The organism is Kitasatospora sp. NPDC088351, assembly GCF_040685575.1.
In the GTDB taxonomy this organism is placed as follows: domain Bacteria; phylum Actinomycetota; class Actinomycetes; order Streptomycetales; family Streptomycetaceae; genus Kitasatospora.
In genome coordinates, this window is the sequence record NZ_JBFBIL010000020.1 from 16823 (window position 1) to 32414 (window position 15592).

General features: G+C 73.2%; 10 protein-coding genes. 4 read left to right on the forward strand and 6 right to left on the reverse strand.

The features are described 5' to 3' along the window. The first annotated feature begins 162 nt into the window (after positions 1-162). The 3 genes from AB0P06_RS16810 to AB0P06_RS16820 all read left to right on the forward strand — a co-directional run bounded on the left by AB0P06_RS16810 (position 163) and on the right by AB0P06_RS16820 (position 7811). On the forward strand, positions 163-843 hold the full coding sequence (locus tag AB0P06_RS16810) for a hypothetical protein (protein ID WP_363608036.1): 681 nt from the start codon (positions 163-165) through the stop codon (positions 841-843). Positions 844-954: 111 nt separating this feature from the next. Then, the gene (locus AB0P06_RS16815) at positions 955-2973 is read left to right on the forward strand and encodes a flotillin family protein (protein ID WP_363608037.1); all 2019 of its coding nucleotides are present in this window, start codon (positions 955-957) and stop codon (positions 2971-2973) included. A gap of 26 nt (positions 2974-2999) precedes the next feature. Beyond that, the gene (locus AB0P06_RS16820) at positions 3000-7811 is read left to right on the forward strand and encodes a DNA repair ATPase (RefSeq protein ID WP_363608038.1); all 4812 of its coding nucleotides are present in this window, start codon (positions 3000-3002) and stop codon (positions 7809-7811) included. Positions 7812-7905: 94 nt separating this feature from the next. Here the strand turns inward: AB0P06_RS16820 and AB0P06_RS16825 are convergent, their stop codons facing one another. After that, positions 7906-8805 carry a hypothetical protein gene (locus AB0P06_RS16825; RefSeq protein WP_363608039.1) on the reverse strand — a complete coding sequence of 300 codons (900 nt, stop codon included), beginning with the start codon at positions 8803-8805 and terminating at the stop codon, positions 7906-7908. 260 nt (positions 8806-9065) lie between these two features. After that, a complete protein-coding gene (locus tag AB0P06_RS16830; RefSeq protein ID WP_363608040.1) occupies positions 9066-9251 on the reverse strand; it encodes a hypothetical protein in 186 nt (61 codons plus the stop codon). A gap of 401 nt (positions 9252-9652) precedes the next feature. Here AB0P06_RS16830 and AB0P06_RS16835 point away from each other — a divergent pair, with 401 nt between their 5' ends. Then, entirely contained in the window at positions 9653-10648 is a 996-nt protein-coding gene (locus tag AB0P06_RS16835) for a LuxR C-terminal-related transcriptional regulator (RefSeq protein WP_363608041.1), read from the forward strand. 47 nt (positions 10649-10695) lie between these two features. On the opposite strand, the gene AB0P06_RS16840 is transcribed toward AB0P06_RS16835, so the two are convergent. The 4 genes from AB0P06_RS16840 to AB0P06_RS16855 all read right to left on the reverse strand — a co-directional run bounded on the left by AB0P06_RS16840 (position 10696) and on the right by AB0P06_RS16855 (position 15523). Further along, entirely contained in the window at positions 10696-11205 is a 510-nt protein-coding gene (locus tag AB0P06_RS16840) for a hypothetical protein (RefSeq protein WP_363608042.1), read from the reverse strand. A 282-nt stretch (positions 11206-11487) separates the two neighbouring features. Continuing rightward, positions 11488-12267, reverse strand: a complete 780-nt coding sequence (locus AB0P06_RS16845; RefSeq protein ID WP_363608043.1) for a hypothetical protein — start codon at positions 12265-12267, stop codon at positions 11488-11490. 44 nt (positions 12268-12311) lie between these two features. Beyond that, positions 12312-13556 (reverse strand): FAD-dependent monooxygenase, encoded by a 1245-nt coding sequence (locus tag AB0P06_RS16850; protein ID WP_363608044.1) that lies wholly within the window; start codon positions 13554-13556, stop codon positions 12312-12314. Then, positions 13553-15523: a LodA/GoxA family CTQ-dependent oxidase gene (locus tag AB0P06_RS16855; protein WP_363608045.1), complete on the reverse strand. Its 1971-nt coding sequence runs from the start codon at positions 15521-15523 to the stop codon at positions 13553-13555. Before AB0P06_RS16855 ends, AB0P06_RS16850 begins: the two co-directional genes overlap by 4 nt. Positions 15524-15592: the final 69 nt, after the last annotated feature.

Consider the following 15592-nt stretch of genomic DNA (forward strand, 5'->3'; position numbering starts at 1 on the left):
ACACGCCCCGGGCGGGCGGTACGGCCCGGCCCGCGCGTTCCAGGGTGTCAAGAGGGCGTCAAGATTGCCGGATCCTGGCAATGTGCGAACAGCCCTTCGACTGTCACGATCTCCGTGGCGCCGAGGTGGCGCCGCCGGAGAGAGCACGGGGGGCGGGGCGCGATGGGGGGATTCGTCGAGGCCGCGCTGGGCTTTCCGGCGGCGCTGTTCAGCTTCGCGCTGGTGGTGGTCATCGGGTACTGGTTGCTGGTCGTACTCGGTGGCATCGGGGTCGACGCCCTGCACGGGGGACATGGCGTCGATCCCCACGTCGGCGCCCCGCATGTGGGGCACGGTGTCGGCCACCACGACGGCGTCCCGCACGGGGGCGACGACGCCGGCCACCACGGGGGCACGGTGGCCGGGCTGGGACTGGGCGGGGTACCCGTGACGGTGGCGGTCTCGCTGCTGGTCGCGCTCGCCTGGTTCGTCAGCCTGGCCGGCTCCGCCCTCACCTCGGGGGCCGTCGAGCGCGCCGGTGTGCTGGTGGTCGCCCTGGCGGCGTCCTGGACCGGTACCCGGCTGCTGCTGAAACCGATCTCGCGGCTCTTCCCCGAGGACCGGCCCGCCACCCGCGGCGACTTCGTCGGCCGGGTCTGCGTGATCCGCACCGGCCGGGTGACGGCCGACTTCGGGCAGGCGGAGGTCACCGCCGACGACGGCTCCACCGCCACCGTCCAGGTCAGGTCACTGACCGACGAGCCCGGCCTCGCGGCCGGCCGGACGGCCCTGATCTTCGACTACGACGCCGACGGCGAGCACTTCCTGGTGGCGCCGTTCGATCCGGCGCACCCCGGCCGCTGACCCCGCCCGGCTCCACCGGGCCCGCTCCACCCGACCCGCTCCACCCCGCCTTCTCCGCAGAGCTTCTCCGCAAGGCCTCTTCGCAAGACCTCTTCTGCAAAGGACACCGTGATGGACACCATCGCTGTGGGATTCGGCGTACTTGTCGCCGTCGTGCTGCTCATCGTGCTCGCCATGCTGCTGTTCGTCGGCCGGCTCTTCCGGAAGGTCGAGCAGGGCAAGGCGCTGATCATCTCCCGGACGAAGAAGGTCGACGTCACCTTCACCGGCACGATCGTCCTCCCGGTGCTGCACAAGGCCGAGCTGATGGACATCTCGGTGAAGACGGTGGAGATCCACCGCACCGGCCGGGACGGCCTGATCTGCCGGGACAACATCCGCGCCGACATCCGGATCTCCTTCTTCGTCCGGGTGAACAAGACCGTCGAGGACGTCATCAAGGTCGCCCAGGCGATCGGCACCGTGCGGGCCAGCGACCCGAACGCGGTGCAGGAGTTCTTCGCGGCGAAGTTCTCGGAGGCGCTGAAGACCGTCGGCAAGCAGCTCGACTTCACCGATCTCTACACCCACCGGCACGAGTTCCGGGACCAGATCATCGCGGTGATCGGCACCGACCTCAACGGGTACACCCTTGAGGACGCGGCCATCGACCACCTCGAACAGACCCCGATGAACCAGCTGGACTCCAACAACATCCTGGACGCCCAGGGCATCCGCAAGATCACCGAGCTGACCGCGATCGAGCACGTGCGCACCAACGAGTACCAGCGCACCGAGGAGAAGGAGATCACCCGGCAGAACGTGGACGCCCGCGAGGCCGTCCTCGAACTGGAGCGCCGTCAGGCGGACGCCGAGATCCGCCAGCGCCGGGAGATCGAGACCCTGCGGGCCAAGGAGGAGGCCGCGGTCGCCCGCGTCCAGGAGGAGGAGCGGCTCAACGCGCAGAGCGCCTTCCTGCGGACGGAGGAGCAGCTCGGCGTCCAGCGGGAGAACCAGGCCCGTGAGGTCGCGGTGGCGCAGAAGAACCGCGAGCGGGTGATCGCCGTGGAGACCGAGCGGATCGAGAAGGACCGCCTGCTGGAGGTGATCGGCCGCGACCGGGAGACCGAACTCGCCCGGATCGCCAAGGACAAGGAGGTCGAGTCGCAGAAGCGCGAGATCGCCGACGTGGTCCGCGAGCGGGTCGCGGTGGACCGGACCGTGGCCGAGCAGGAGGAGTCGATCAAGTCGCTGCGCGCGGTCGAGGAGGCCGAGCGGATGCGCAAGTCCGTGGTCATCCAGGCCGAGGCCGAGGCGCAGGAGAAGCTGGTCAAGGACATCAAGGCCGCCGAGGCCGCCGAGCAGGCCGCCGGCCACAAGGCCCGCGAGTCGCTGCTGCTGGCCGAGGCCCGGCAGCAGGCCGCCGAGCTGGACGCGGCCGCCAAGATCCGGCTCGCCGAGGGCATCCGGGCCGAGGCCGCCGCCGAGGGCCTGGCCCAGGTGCAGGTCCGCGAGCAGGAGGCCGCCGCGATCGAGAAGGTCGGCCGCGCCGAGGCCGTCGTGCTGGCCGAGAAGGCGCAGGCCGCCGCGCTGGAGATCGGCGCCAAGCTGAAAGCCGAGGCCGAGGGCCTCACCGAGAAGGCCGCCGCGATGGCCAGGCTGGACGAGGCCTCCCGCGGGCACGAGGAGTACCGGCTGCGGCTGGCCGCCGAGAAGGACGTCCGGCTGGCCGGTCTCGACACCCAGCGGCAGATCGCCGAGGCGCAGGCCACGCTGGTCGCGGCCGGGCTGGAGAAGGCCAACATCGACATCGTCGGCGGGGACGGGATCTTCTTCGACCGCCTGGTGCAGTCGGTGACGGCGGGCAAGAGCGTGGACGCGTTCGTCGCCCACTCCGACACCGCGCGCGCCCTGGCCGGGCCGTGGCTGGACGGCAGCGCCAGCTTCACCGACGACCTCACCCGGGTGCTGTCCTCCGTCTCCACCGCCGATGTGCAGAACCTCACCGTGTCCGCGCTGCTGATGAAGCTGATCGGCTCGGGGGCCGGCGAGCAGGCCGGTCAGCTGCGGCAACTGCTCTCCTCCGCGCAGAAGCTGGGCATCGCCGAGACGCCGATCGCGGCGCTCGCCGCGGCCAACGGTTCCAAGTAGCGCTCGCGGCAAGGGGAGAGACCAGCGTGGACGTCCTCGACACGGGCGCACGGCCCGACGCGGGTACCCGGCTCGACGCCGGCACCTACGAGGTGCTGCGGGACCGGCTCGCCCGGGCCGCCGCCGAACTGGCCGAGCGCGCCGGGGAGCTCAACGCCCGCCGGGCGGAGGAGTTCGGCGGGCGCGAGCTGCGGCTCACCGGCACCGGCCGGCTCACCACCGCCCGGGCCTGCGTCGCCCGGGACCTCACGGCGGCCGGCGGCCTGCTGCTGCTCGGCCACCGGCCGGCCGACGGCGCGGCCGCGGGCGGCCCGCCCGGCGTCGAGGACGTCCTCACCCTGCACCACCCCGACCTCACCGAGGCGGGCCCGCCGTCCGAGACGCAGCCCGGAGCACCGTCCGGATCGCCGTCCGCCGCTTCCTTCCTGGCGGACCCCCGGCTGCGGCAGGACGTCGCCGAACTCCACCGCTACTACCGCGACGCCCGGCTGGAGCAGCTGCGCCCGGTCGGCGGCCGTCTGCTCGCCGTCTTCCGCACCGGCCCCGCCGCCGGGGACGTCCGCGTGCTGCGCTGGCGGACCGGCGACGGCGACACCCCCGCCTACCTGGACGGGCACGGCGAACGCGACCACACCCCCGCCGACGGCCGGCAGGTCGGGTGGACCGCGCTCACCCGGGACGACCAGCTCCCCGGCCGGCCGCCCCGGGTCTCCCTCGGCGGCGACCTGCTGCTCGCCACCGAGGGCGGCACCCTCACCCTCACCACCCCCGCCGGCGACCTCCTCCACCGGGAGCCGCTGGACGAGGCACTGCAGACCCTCGCCGACGCGCAGATCGCCCACGCCCGGATCGGCACCCTGCTGCTGGTACGGGTCCGCCCCTACCAGGAGGAGACCGTCCGCCACCTGGTCTGCCACCTGCCCACCGGCCGGGTCACCCGGATCGACGCGCTCGGCCAGGCCTGCCTGCGGCTCCCCGGTGACCAGGGCGTCGCCTTCCCCGGCGGCTGCCACCTCGCCGACGGCACCGTCCGCACCTTCGACCAGCCGGTCGACGGGCTCGCCTACGAGCGGACGATCGCCGCGCCCAACGGCGAGGACGTGCTGTACGTCTTCCGCGCCCCCGCCGACGGCCGCACCCTGCTGCTCCCCTACAACAGCGTCCGCCAGGAGGCCGCCGCCCCGCTGCTCTGCCAGGGCTTCGCGCTGCTCGACGACGGCACGCTCACCGCCCTGCGCCCCAACACCGACGGGCCCACCCGGCTCCACCCGGTGCAGCTCTGGCAGACGCCGTTCACCAGCGAGCGGTACGCCGCCGCGCAGCCCGCCGGCGCGGGGCCGCTCGCCCGGATCGGCAACGCCGACCTGGTCCGCGGCCTCGCCGACTGCCTCTCGCTGGCCCGGCTGGCCGCCGCCGGCGCCGACACCCCGGCCGGCCACCAGGCCGTCCTGGCCGCCTGCACCCGCACCGCCGACCGCCACCACTGGCTCGGCGAACCGGGCCTCGGCGACCTGCACCGGCCGCTCGCCGAGATCCGCGACACCGCCCGGCAGGTCATCGCCGAGTACGAGACCGTCGCCGAACTCACCGCCCACGCCGCCCGGCAGACCGAACAGGCCACCGAACACGTCGAAGGCCTGCTCCGGGTCGTCCGCGGCGAGACCCTCGCCGACGCCACCGCCTGGGTCGACCGGCTCACCGCCCTGCGCCGGGCCCAGGGCCGGGTGGAGGCCCTGCGCGACCTGCCGCGCGCCGACCCCGAGCGGATCGACCGGCTCGCCGCCCACCTCGCCGGGGGCCTGACCGAGGCCGCCGAACGCGCCGTCACCCACCTCGCCGAGCCGGACGCCTTCACCGGCCACCGGCAGCGGGCCACCGCACTCGCCGACACCTGCGCCGCCCTCACCACGGCCGCCGGGACCGGACCGCTCGGCGAGGAACTGACCGCGCAGAGCGAGGCCCTGCAGACCGTCTCCGAACTGGTCACCACCCTCGACCTCGCCGACGCCACCACCCGCACCGGCATCCTGGACCGGCTCGCCGACGTCCTCGGCCTGCTCAACCGGGCCCGCGCCACCCTCACCACCCGGCGCCGCGAACTGCGCACCCGCGAGGCCGCCGCCGAGTTCGCCGCCGAGACGGCCCTGCTCGCCCAGGCCACCACCGCCGCCCTCGCCGCCGCCGACACCCCGCAGGCCTGCGACGACCAGCTCGGCCGACTCCTGCTGCGGATCGAGCAGTTGGAGACCCGCTTCGCCGACGCCGACCCGGCGCTCACCGAACACCTCACCGACCGCCGCACCGAGATCCACGACGCGCTCACCACCCGCCGCCAGCACCTGCTCGACGACCGGGCCCGCCGGGCCGACCGGCTGGCCGCCTCCGGCGACCGCATCCTCGACACCCTGCGCCGCCGCCTCGCCGCCCTCACCACCGCGGCCGAGATCGACGCCGCGCTCGCCGCCGACCCGACCGCCGTCAAGCTGCGCGAACTCTGCTCCCAGCTGGCCGCGTCGGGCGACCAGGTGCGGTCCGAGGAGCTGGCCGGCCGGCTCCGCGCCGCCCGCGGCCAGGCCCACCGGGCCCTGCGCGACCGCGCCGACCTCGCCGGCGACGGCCCCGGCACCCTGCGGCTCGGCCGCCACCTGTTCGCCGTCACCACCCAGCGGCCCGAACTCACCTTCGTCCCCTGGCAGGGCCGCCCCGCCTTCGCCCTCACCGGCACCGACTACCGCTCCCCCGTCACCGACCCCGCCTTCGCGGCCACCGAGCGGTACTGGGAGCAGCCGCTGGTCTCCGAGAGCGCCCGGATCTACCGGGGCGAGTACCTCGCCGCCGGCCTGCTGCTCGCCGCCGAGTCCGACGGCCTCGACCCGCTGCACGAGGCCGCCGCCGACGGCACGCTGGACGAACTCGTCCGCCGGGCCGCCGAGCAGCGGCACGACGAGGGCTACCAGCGCGGCGTCCACGACCACGACGCCACCACCATCCTCCGCGCGCTGCTGCGACTGCACGCCGAGGCCGGCCTGCTGCGCCACCCCGCCGGGGCGCGCGCCGCCGCACAGCTGTACTGGGCGTACGGCGCCGACGAACGGCAGCGGCTGGTCTGGCGCACCCGGGCCCGCTCGCTGGGGCTGGCCCGCAGCGCCTTCGGGCCGGTCCCCGCGCTGGACGCACTGGCCCGTGAACTGGACGCGGCCGTGGGAGAGTTCACCCAGGCCGCCGAGCCCGCCGGACGCTACCTCGTCGAGGAACTGGCCCGCGCCGACCTCGCCTTCGCCACCCCGCCCGCCGTCACCGCGCTACTCGACAAGTTCCACGCCGCGCCCGAGGCGACCGGCCTCACCGAGGCCCTCGCCGCCCTGCCCGACGACCCGGCCCTCCTCCCCGCCCGGCGCCAGCTCGCGCACGCCTGGCTGGAGGCCGGCACCGCGGCCACCGGCGTCCGGGCCGCCGCCGACGACCTCGCCGAGGCGGCGGCCACGCTGCTCTGCCCCGGCCTCCCCCGCTACCCCGCGGGCGGCACCGTCACCACCCGGCTCACCGGCCTGCTCGGCGACCACCCCCGGCTCCCCGGCGGCGGCCTCGACCTCAGACTGGACGAACTCCTCGCCCGGGCGGCCGACTTCACCACCCACGACGTCCCGGCGTACCGCGCCTACCAGCGCCTGCGCACCGACCTGCTGGCCGCCGAGCACGACCGGCTCCGGCTGGAGCAGTACCGCCCGGCACCGCTCAACGGCTTCGTCCGCAACCGGCTGATCGACGAGGTCTACCTGCCGCTGGTCGGCGACAACCTCGCCAAGCAGCTGGGCACGGCCCAGGCCCCCGGCAGCCACGCCCCGGCGGACCGCAGCGGCCTGCTGCTGCTCGTCTCCCCGCCCGGCTACGGCAAGACCACCCTCGTCGAGTACCTGGCCGAACGGCTCGGTCTGCTCCTGGTCAAGGTCGACGGCCCCGCCCTCGGCCACCGGGTCACCTCCCTCGACCCGGCCGAGGCCCCCAACGCCACCGCCCGCCGCGAGGTCGAGAAGCTCAACTTCGCCCTCCACGCGGGCAACAACGTGCTGCTCTACCTCGACGACATCCAGCACACCTCGGCCGAGTTCCTGCAACGGTTCATCCCGCTCTGCGACGCCCAGCGCCGCGTCGACGGCGTCCGGGACGGCCGGGCCCGCGAGTGGGACCTGCGCGGCAAGCGCTTCGCGGTCGTCATGGCCGCCAACCCGTACACCGAGACCGGCCGGCTCTTCCGGCTGCCCGACATGCTGGCCAACCGCGCCGACGTCTGGAACCTCGGCGACGTCATCGCGGGCCGCACCGACCTCTTCGCGCTGAGCTTCGTCGAGAACGCGCTCACCGCCAGCCCCCACCTCGCCCCGCTGGCCACCGCCGACCGCGCCGACCTGGACACCCTGCTGCGCCGCGCCGCCGGCGAACCGGCCCCCGGCGAGCTCAGCCGGCCCTGGCCGCCCGCCGAGACCGACCGGATGACCGCCGTCCTGGCCGGCCTGCTGCGGCTGCGCGAGACGGTCCTGACGGTCAACCGCGCCTACATCGCATCCGCCGCCCAGGACGACCGCACCCGCACCGAACCCCCGTTCCGTCTCCAGGGCTCCTACCGCAACATGGCCAAACTCGCCCAGCGCCTCGCCCCCGCCATGACCGACGCCGAACTCGACGCCCTCCTCACCGACCACTACCGCGCCGAGGCCCAGTCCCTGGGCGCCGAAACCGAGGCCCAGCTCCTCAAACTGGCCGAACTCCGGGGCACCCTGACCCCCGAACAGTCGGTCCGCTGGCAGGAGTTGAAAGCCACCTGGACCGGCGCGCAATAGTCCGACTTTCCCGGCCCGGCGGCACGACCGCGCCCTCACGCGATAGGTTCGGCCCGCCCGGCCGGAAGGGCCGGGCGGCGCTGCGGGGGTGCGGTTACTGGACGGTGGGGAGCTTCGCGGTCAGCGCGGTGGGCACCCGCACCACGTCGTCGAGGCTGTACTTGCCCGGGCCGAAGTCCGCGGCCGTCAGGCCCTTCTTCGCCCCACCGGTCACCAGCCAGACCGTCGTGCTGTCCGGCGAGACCAGCAGCGTCCCGTTCACCGGAGCGGCCTTCGCCGCCGCCTGCGACAGCCACGCACCCGGAACACCACGCAGCGGCAGCTGGTCGTACCCGAAGGCCGTGTAGTCCGCGCCGCTCAGCGGCACCGCCACCCCACCGGCCGTCACATAGATCGTCGAGTTCCCACCGGCCGCATCCCGCACGATCGTCCGGTTCGGAATCACCGCACCCGCCCGACCCGCGAGCCACTGCCCCGGAACACCCATCAACGGCCGGATGTCATACCCGTTGGCGGTCCACTCCGCGGCGCTGATCGGCAGCGCGGTGCCGCCGACCGTCACGTAGCGGCTCGGGTCGTTGCCCGCCTGGTTGTAGACCACCGTCCCGGCCGAGGGTGCGCCGGCGAGCGCGTTGAAGGACGCATCGGTGACGTTGACGATCTTCGAGAGGTCGTAGCCGTCGGCGGTCACGTCCGAGCCGGTGATCGCCAGGCCGGCACCGTCGACGATGACCTTGACCGTCGAACCGCCCGGCGCCTTGACCAGCGTTCCGGGCGGCAGCGCCGCCGGGTTGTCGTTCAGCCCGGGTGCGGTGGGGCTGTCGACGACGCCGTTGTCGTGAACCGGGAAGTAGGTTCCGTGGCCGGCGAAGTAGGGGTAGGGGATCGTCCGGTGCCAGACCCCGGAACCGCTGAACTCGTACCCGGCGTAGGAGGCGTGCGACGAGGCGGCGGCCAGGACGATACGCAGGGTCCTGGAAGGCTTCGGAGACATGACTGTTCTCCTCTACGGGCGGAAAAGAGCCGGCCTCTTCAGATCAGGACGGGCCGGAACGGGGCATTTCGGAGCTGCGAATTCAGGGCGGGGTATTCCGGAACAGCGCGTGCGGAACAGCGCGTGCGGAACAGGGCTTTCGGCGCTGGGCTTTCCACGCTGAAGGTCCGGCCCGGGGCAGTGGACACTGCGCGGTGGCGGACGGCTGCCCTGCAGGAGCAGCCGGTCGGCGGGGACCTGCGGACGGACGGGGCGGGCGGTCAGCCCCAGATCATGTCGCTGGCCAGAACGGTCGTGGGGATGCCGGTCGGCACGGGGGTGCCGGTCGCGGCGGCGGGCAGCGCCGGGGTGGCCTGCTCGGCGGCGGCGAGGGCGGGGACCAGACCGGAGAGGGCGAGGGCGAGGGCGGCGACCGCGGCGGCCCTGGCGGTGACGGTACGGAACATGGTGGTATCCCCTTCGGATGCGACGTGGCAATGGATTCCGGTGCTCGCGTCCCGCGGTGACGCTTCGACCGGTGTGCCGTTCGGGCGGTGCTCCCTGCCGGCGATCACCAGTTTGGTTCCAGTTCCAGCCCTCCGGAAGAGTTCTCCGGTGGACGGAAACGTCCCTGGACCGTTCCGTCCCGCGCTGCCGGAAGCGGACAACGGCCGGTGCGCGGCGGGGCCACAAGGTGATGTAGCCATGACATCTGGAGCGAGGCCGCCGAACGGGACAATTCGCTTCCGGGGCGCCCCTCGGGCGGCTTTCCCCTTGGCCTGAACCGTCCAGCACGCTGGCCCGGGGATGCCTCATATGAAATGATCGCGTGCGACTCGAACAAGATTTATTACCGGGGGGGCGGCAGGTGCTCACAACACTTGGCCTGGACAGCACGTCAGAAACCGTTTACCGCGCGATGCTCGCCCGCCCGCACGACGGGGTGGACGCCCTCGCCCTACGCCTCTCGCTCCCGGAGCAGCAGGTCAGAGCGGCGCTGGACACGCTCAGCGAGCTGTCCCTGCTCCGCCCCTCCGCCGAACGGCAGGGCGAGCTGCGCGCGGTCTCCCCCGACATCGGGATGGAGATCCTGATGGCCCGCCAGCAGGCCGAACTCGCGGCCCAGCAGCTGCGCATCGAGGCCTCCCGGGCGGCCGCCGCCCAGCTCATCGCCGAGTACGCCGACCTGCGCCCCAGCACCGGCCACCCCGACGTCGAGCACCTGGTCGGCCTCGACCAGATCCGCGACCGCCTGGCCTCACTCACCCGCGGCATGCGCGAGGAGGTCATGACCTTCTCCCCCGACGGCGGGCAGAAGCCCGAGAACATCGAGGCCGCCAAACCCCTCAACCAGACGCTCCTGGAGCGGGGCATCCGGATGCGCACCGTCTACCTCGACAGCGTCCGTAACAGTCCGCACACCGTGGACTACGTCAACTGGCTTGCCTCGCACGGCGGTCAGGTCCGCACCGTGCCGGTGCTGCCCACCCGGATGATCGTCGTCGACCGGACGACCGCCGTCATCCCCGTCCAGAGCGACGACACCGCCGCCGGCGCCGTCGTCCTCAACGGGCAGGGCATGCTGACCGCCCTCTGCGCCCTGTTCGAGACGGTCTGGGCCGGTGCCCAGCCCCTCGGCAGTGCCACCCCGCTGGACAAGCACGGACTCAGCGCCCAGGAGAACACCGCGCTCACCCTTCTCGCCGACGGCCACACCGACGACGCCATCGCCAAGCGCCTCGGCGTCTCCTCCCGCACGGCCCGCCGCATCGCCACCGACCTGATGGAACGCCTCGACGCCCGCAGCCGCTTCCAGGCGGGCGCGCGCGCCGTGCAGAACGGCTGGCTGCCCGGCACGGCCTGATCCGCCAACTCCCCGGCACCATCGCCGGCGGCGCCGGGGAGCGCGGCTCAGGGCGTCGGCGGCGGCGTCGGGAACAGGCTGGCCAGCGGGTTGCTGTAGGTCTTGCTGGGCATGCAGGTGGGGCCGGGGGTCTTCATGAGGTTGGCCTCCATCTCACGGAAGCCGTTGGCCGGGTCGACCTTGGCCATGGGGAGGTAGATGTAGAGCTGGACGCCGGCCGGGATGGCGCTGGGGCGGATGGTCAGGACGTGCTTGAGTCCCTCGCTCTCGATGTTCCAGCCGTGGGTGGCGAGCCAGTCCGGGTTGCCGTCGCCGTCGCCCGGCGGGTCGGCGGGGCTCTCCGGCTCGGGGGCGTGGCAGTCGGGCTCGCCGGCGTAGACGTGGGTGCGGGCGCCGAGCCGGTCCAGGTCACGCTGCAACTGGGCCGCGTCGACCGGCTTGTACGACTCCAGGACGGTCAGCCTGACGAGGTCGTCGCCGCCGCTCTGCAGGGTGTACGTCTGCCCGAACGCCACCGCGTCCCCGGCCCGTATCCGGGCTCGAATCGATTTCTCCACACCGCGTCCTGTCCGCCCGCCCACCACCGTTGCCGTGATCCGCACCACACGGCGGCCGGGCGGTGCCGCGCGGGCGGCAGGTACCGGCCGTGAGGCCCGGCCCGACGATCGGCCCGGAATCGCCACCGCATGAAATCACCGGAATGACATCTCCGTCATTCCGTCCGGGAGTCCGGCACCTCCCCCGGAAGCAACAGGGGTCCGGACGGGCCCTCGGCGCCCGCAACCCGGGCCGCCCCACCCCGCCCCGTCGGCGCAGACGGGTCCGGCCCTCCGCCGCCGCTACGGCTTCGCGGTGTTGAGGCTGGTGCTGTTCCACCAGCGCTGCTCGCCGGTCGCGAAGGACAGGTCGGTGGGCGTCCCGCCGGAGCGTGGCGTCAGCGTCGCCCGGTAGGTGGTCTTCTCGGCGAACGGGCTCTGCTGCTGGTCCAGTCCGACACCTTCCTGAAGGGTGTCGCGGACGGTGGCGACGGTCACCAGGGGCACCTCGTCCAGCGCGGCCTGGGTCGGCGCGGGGGTGAGAGCGGTGACCTCGCGCACCTCGTCCCAGTGGTCGGGCCTGGCGAGCCGGTGCGCGAGGTAGGTCTCGGTGGTCGTGCCGAAGAGCAGTCCGGTGAAGTGGGGCGGGTAGTCGGTGGTGCCGATCGGCTCGAAGTACCGGACGCCGGGCGGCTGGACCTTCACCGTGGTGGTGACGGGCCTGCCGGTGCCGTCCAGCAGGGTCTGGAACTCGCGGCCGCCGGTCGTGGTGTCGGCCAGCACCCGTTCGACCTGTGCGGTGAAGGACGCCCTGGCCCCCGACGCGAGGTCGCCGAGGCGGAAGGGGTCGTCGGCGCTGGTGAACAGGGAGTGGTAGCGCCGCTTGCCCGGGGGGACCGGGGAGTTGAGGTCATCGATGTAGGCCGTTCGCGCCGCGGTGTCGAGCTCCGGCCGGAACATCAACTGGAACGCGTGGGCCGGTACGTGGAACAGGGAGAGGTGGTAGGCGAACTGCGTGCTCCGCCCGAGCAGGATGAACCGGTGCTGCATCTTCAGCGGGTCGCTGCCCGGAGGCATGTCCATGAATGTTTCCTCACGTCTTCAGGTAAAAGGAGATTGACGGTGCGTCAGATGAACTGGGCGAGGGAACCCGGCCCACCCGGGGACCGCCGGCGCTGCCAGAACGGGCGGCTGTGCCACCGCTCCTCGCCGATGTGGATCTGGCGGTGGCCGTACCGGTAGGCGTCGAAGGTCTCGCCCAGCCGCGCCGCGTAGCCGTCCAGCGCGCCGGCCTCGCCGCGGAGCCGGGCGTCGATCGCCTGGCCGGCGCAGAGACCCGAGTAGAGGGCGGTGAGGATGCCCTGCGAGGAGAGCGGGTCGAAGGCGATCGCCGCGTCCCCGGCCGCGATCCAGCCCTCGCCGGCGAGCGGCTCCAGCCGCGCGGTGTGCGCGGCGCAGCGGCGCGGTGAAGCCCCCGCGAGGGGCGAGCGGCCGACGGCGAGCCGGGCCGTGTGGCGGGTGGCGGCGAGCCGGTCGAGGAAGGCCCCTGGGTGGCCGAGGCCGGGCGGGGCGAGGTCGGTGTCGGTGAAGTAGGTGACGAGCCGGTGGGCGGGGGTGTGGGGCGCGGTGTACCACCAGCCGTCGGGGGCGGACTCGACGAGCGAGGCCCCCTCGCTGTCGGCGGGGCCGGCGGTCAGGCGCAGGTGGACGGCGATCAGCCGGTCGTAGCGGTGGCGGCGGGCTCCGCACCTGGTCGCGAGCGAGGCGCGGCGGCCGGTGGCGTCGACCAGCCACCGGCAGCGCACCGGGCGGGCCGCACCGTCGGCGCGTACGGTCACCTGCCATCCGCCGCCGGGGTGGGGGGCGGGGTGGGTGACCGTGGCGCGTTCGGCGACGTCCGCCCGGTGCGTGCGGACGGCGGCGCGCAGCAGGCGGTCGAAGGCGGGCCGGTCGAGGTGCCAGCCGTGCCCGTACGGGTCGGTGATGAAGTCCGTCCGGTGCAGGTGCGGTGAGCCCCAGGCGGAGAGGGTGGCGCGGCAGGGGCGGTGATCGGCGTCGAGCGACCGGATGTCGACGCCGAGGTCGTGGAGGAGCAGCCGGGCGGCGGGCACGAGGGACTCGCCGGTCTTGGACGGGCCGCCGCCCGCGTCGGCGAGCAGGACGGTGCGTCCGGCCCGGGCCAGGGTGAGGGCGGCGGCGGCGCCCGCCGGGCCACCGCCCGCGACGACGGCGTCGTACCGGTCGGTCCCGTACCGTTCGGCGTACGGACCGTCGTACAGGTCGGCGTACGGGTCGGTGTCCGGGTCGGCGTACGGGTCGGTGTCGTACCGGCGGGCCGTGCGGCTCTCGGTGGGCGCCGCCGCCGTGGTCACCGGGTGTCCCGGAACGGGTCGACCTTGGCGAGGTAGCCGGCCGAGATCTCCTCGGGCCGGAACACGCTGGTGCGGGCGACCTCGTCGGCCGCGTGCTGCTCGACGGTGGCGCGCTGCTCCTCGGCCAGCCGGGGGTGACCGGCCTCGCGCACATGGATGTTGACGAGGTTCTGGCGGTCGTCGACCGGGCCGAGCGAGGGGTCGGGCGTGGACTCCACCAGGATCGCCTTCGGGAACTTGTCGTCCACCGTGTAGGGGTTGGTCTCGACGACGCCGAACTTGGACCAGTTGTCGACCATGTTCCGCAGGCCGGTCTGCTTGTCCGGGCTCAGGAACCGCAGCCACACCGCCCGCTTCACGAAGGCCTCTTCACGCCGGTCCTCGGTGATGGTGCCGTTCGGGGCCTGGTTGACGATGTCGAAGTCGGTCTTCTTCAGCACGTGGTTGGGCACCCGGGCCGGCCAGAAGGACGGCAGGTAGGGGCTGTAGCGGGGGCCGATGTTGGCCCGGAGTTCGTAGCCGGAGCGGCAGCTCGCGGTGTCGGTCTGCCAGGGGACGCCCATCCAGCGGGTGAGGCCGCCCGGCATCTGGGCGTGCAGGGGGCCGTTGGCCGACAACGCGCGTTCCGGCAGGAGGTACTGACCGTAGTCGGGTTCGGGATCGTCGTCCGGGCGGTGGCTGATCCGGAACGGCTCGGCGTAGAGGGTGTCGTGGCGGATCGGCCAGGTGACCTCGCAGCCGGGGTGGAAGGCGTCGGCGAGACAGTAGTCCAGGGCGGCCCGGTCGAGCAGCCCGGGCTGCAGCTCGACGGGAGCGCCGTCCAGCGACTGGTAGGCGGTGTGCTTCGTCTTGTCGTCGAAGTTCCCGTCCACCCACTGGGCGAGCATCTGGTCCTGGGTCGTCGTCAGGACTCCGTACTGGCGGGGGGACTTCGCGGGGACGGCCATGGCGTCCCCGTAGAGCCAGGGCCAGGGCAGCGGGGACAGGCCGTCCCGGTCGTAGCTGCGCATCTGGTAGTACACGCGCTGGCGGAGGTCGTGGTACTGGTCCTTCTTGCTGCCGAGGACGGCGAGCAGTCCGGGCGAGGTGAAGTCGTTGGGGCCGTTCCAGCCGTACTCGGCGGCGAAGCCCTGGTTGACCCACTGGTGTCCGTTGAACCGCTGGAGCAGCGGCTTGATGTGTTCGTCGAAGACGACCGTGGTGGGGGCGGGCAGGTCACCGGTCTGGACGAAGAGGTCGTACAGCAGGTCGTGGAGCGTCACGATGCCCTTGACGTCGGGCGCGTAGTTCGGGGGTGCGACCACCACCCAGGCCGGTTTCACCTCCACCGACGTGCCGTCGATGGTGACCTCGGCGGTCACCGGACCGTCGGAGATGTCGTCGTACCAGCCCTCGTTGTTGCCGAAGGTGGTGAGCGGGGACGGCGGGCTGGTGAACGAGGCGGAGCTGCCCCTGCCGCCCAGGACGACGAGCCGGCCCTTGTCGTCGGTCCGCAGCTCTCCCAGGTGGACGGGGATGTTGTTGATCTTCCCGGTGTCGAAGCTCTGGCCGCTCCGGCCCGCCCCCGTGATCGTCCGGGGGCCCGGGTCGATGGTCAGCACGTCCCTGGCGAGCGCGTTGTTGCGCCGTTCGTACTGGTCCTGCGACAGGCTCTGGGCCTCGGGGATGTCCAGCGCGAGCGAGAACTTGTACCAGGCCGCCTTCCGGTTGGCCAGGTGGACCGTCCACTCGACACCGGCACCGCCCTGTCCGTCCAGGATCTCCCGGACGACCTTGCCGTCCTTGTCGTAGCCGTAGACGCGGAAGCGCGCCGCCTGCCGTTTGATCCTGCCGGTGCCCTCCTTGTAGGAGCCCGGGCTCCTGGGCGGCTCGTCCGGTGTCTCCGGTCCGTAGAAGAACGTGTCACCGTTGCCCACCCGCGCGACACCGATCGCGGGGTGGATCTTCACATAGGCAATGGCGGTCATCTGGCTGGCTCCTGGAAGCTCGCGGGCTCCGGCGGGACGACGGGGCCTCGGACGCGGACGCCCCGGGGT

Coding starts and splice junctions, on each gene's coding strand:
- AB0P06_RS16825 (WP_363608039.1), bottom strand. CDS start 8,805: ATGTCTCCGAAGCCTTCCAGGACCCTGCGTATCGTCCTGGCCGCCGCC.
- AB0P06_RS16855 (WP_363608045.1), bottom strand. CDS start 15,523: ATGACCGCCATTGCCTATGTGAAGATCCACCCCGCGATCGGTGTCGCG.
- AB0P06_RS16830 (WP_363608040.1), bottom strand. CDS start 9,251: ATGTTCCGTACCGTCACCGCCAGGGCCGCCGCGGTCGCCGCCCTCGCC.
- AB0P06_RS16815 (WP_363608037.1), top strand. CDS start 955: ATGGACACCATCGCTGTGGGATTCGGCGTACTTGTCGCCGTCGTGCTG.
- AB0P06_RS16810 (WP_363608036.1), top strand. CDS start 163: ATGGGGGGATTCGTCGAGGCCGCGCTGGGCTTTCCGGCGGCGCTGTTC.
- AB0P06_RS16845 (WP_363608043.1), bottom strand. CDS start 12,267: ATGGACATGCCTCCGGGCAGCGACCCGCTGAAGATGCAGCACCGGTTC.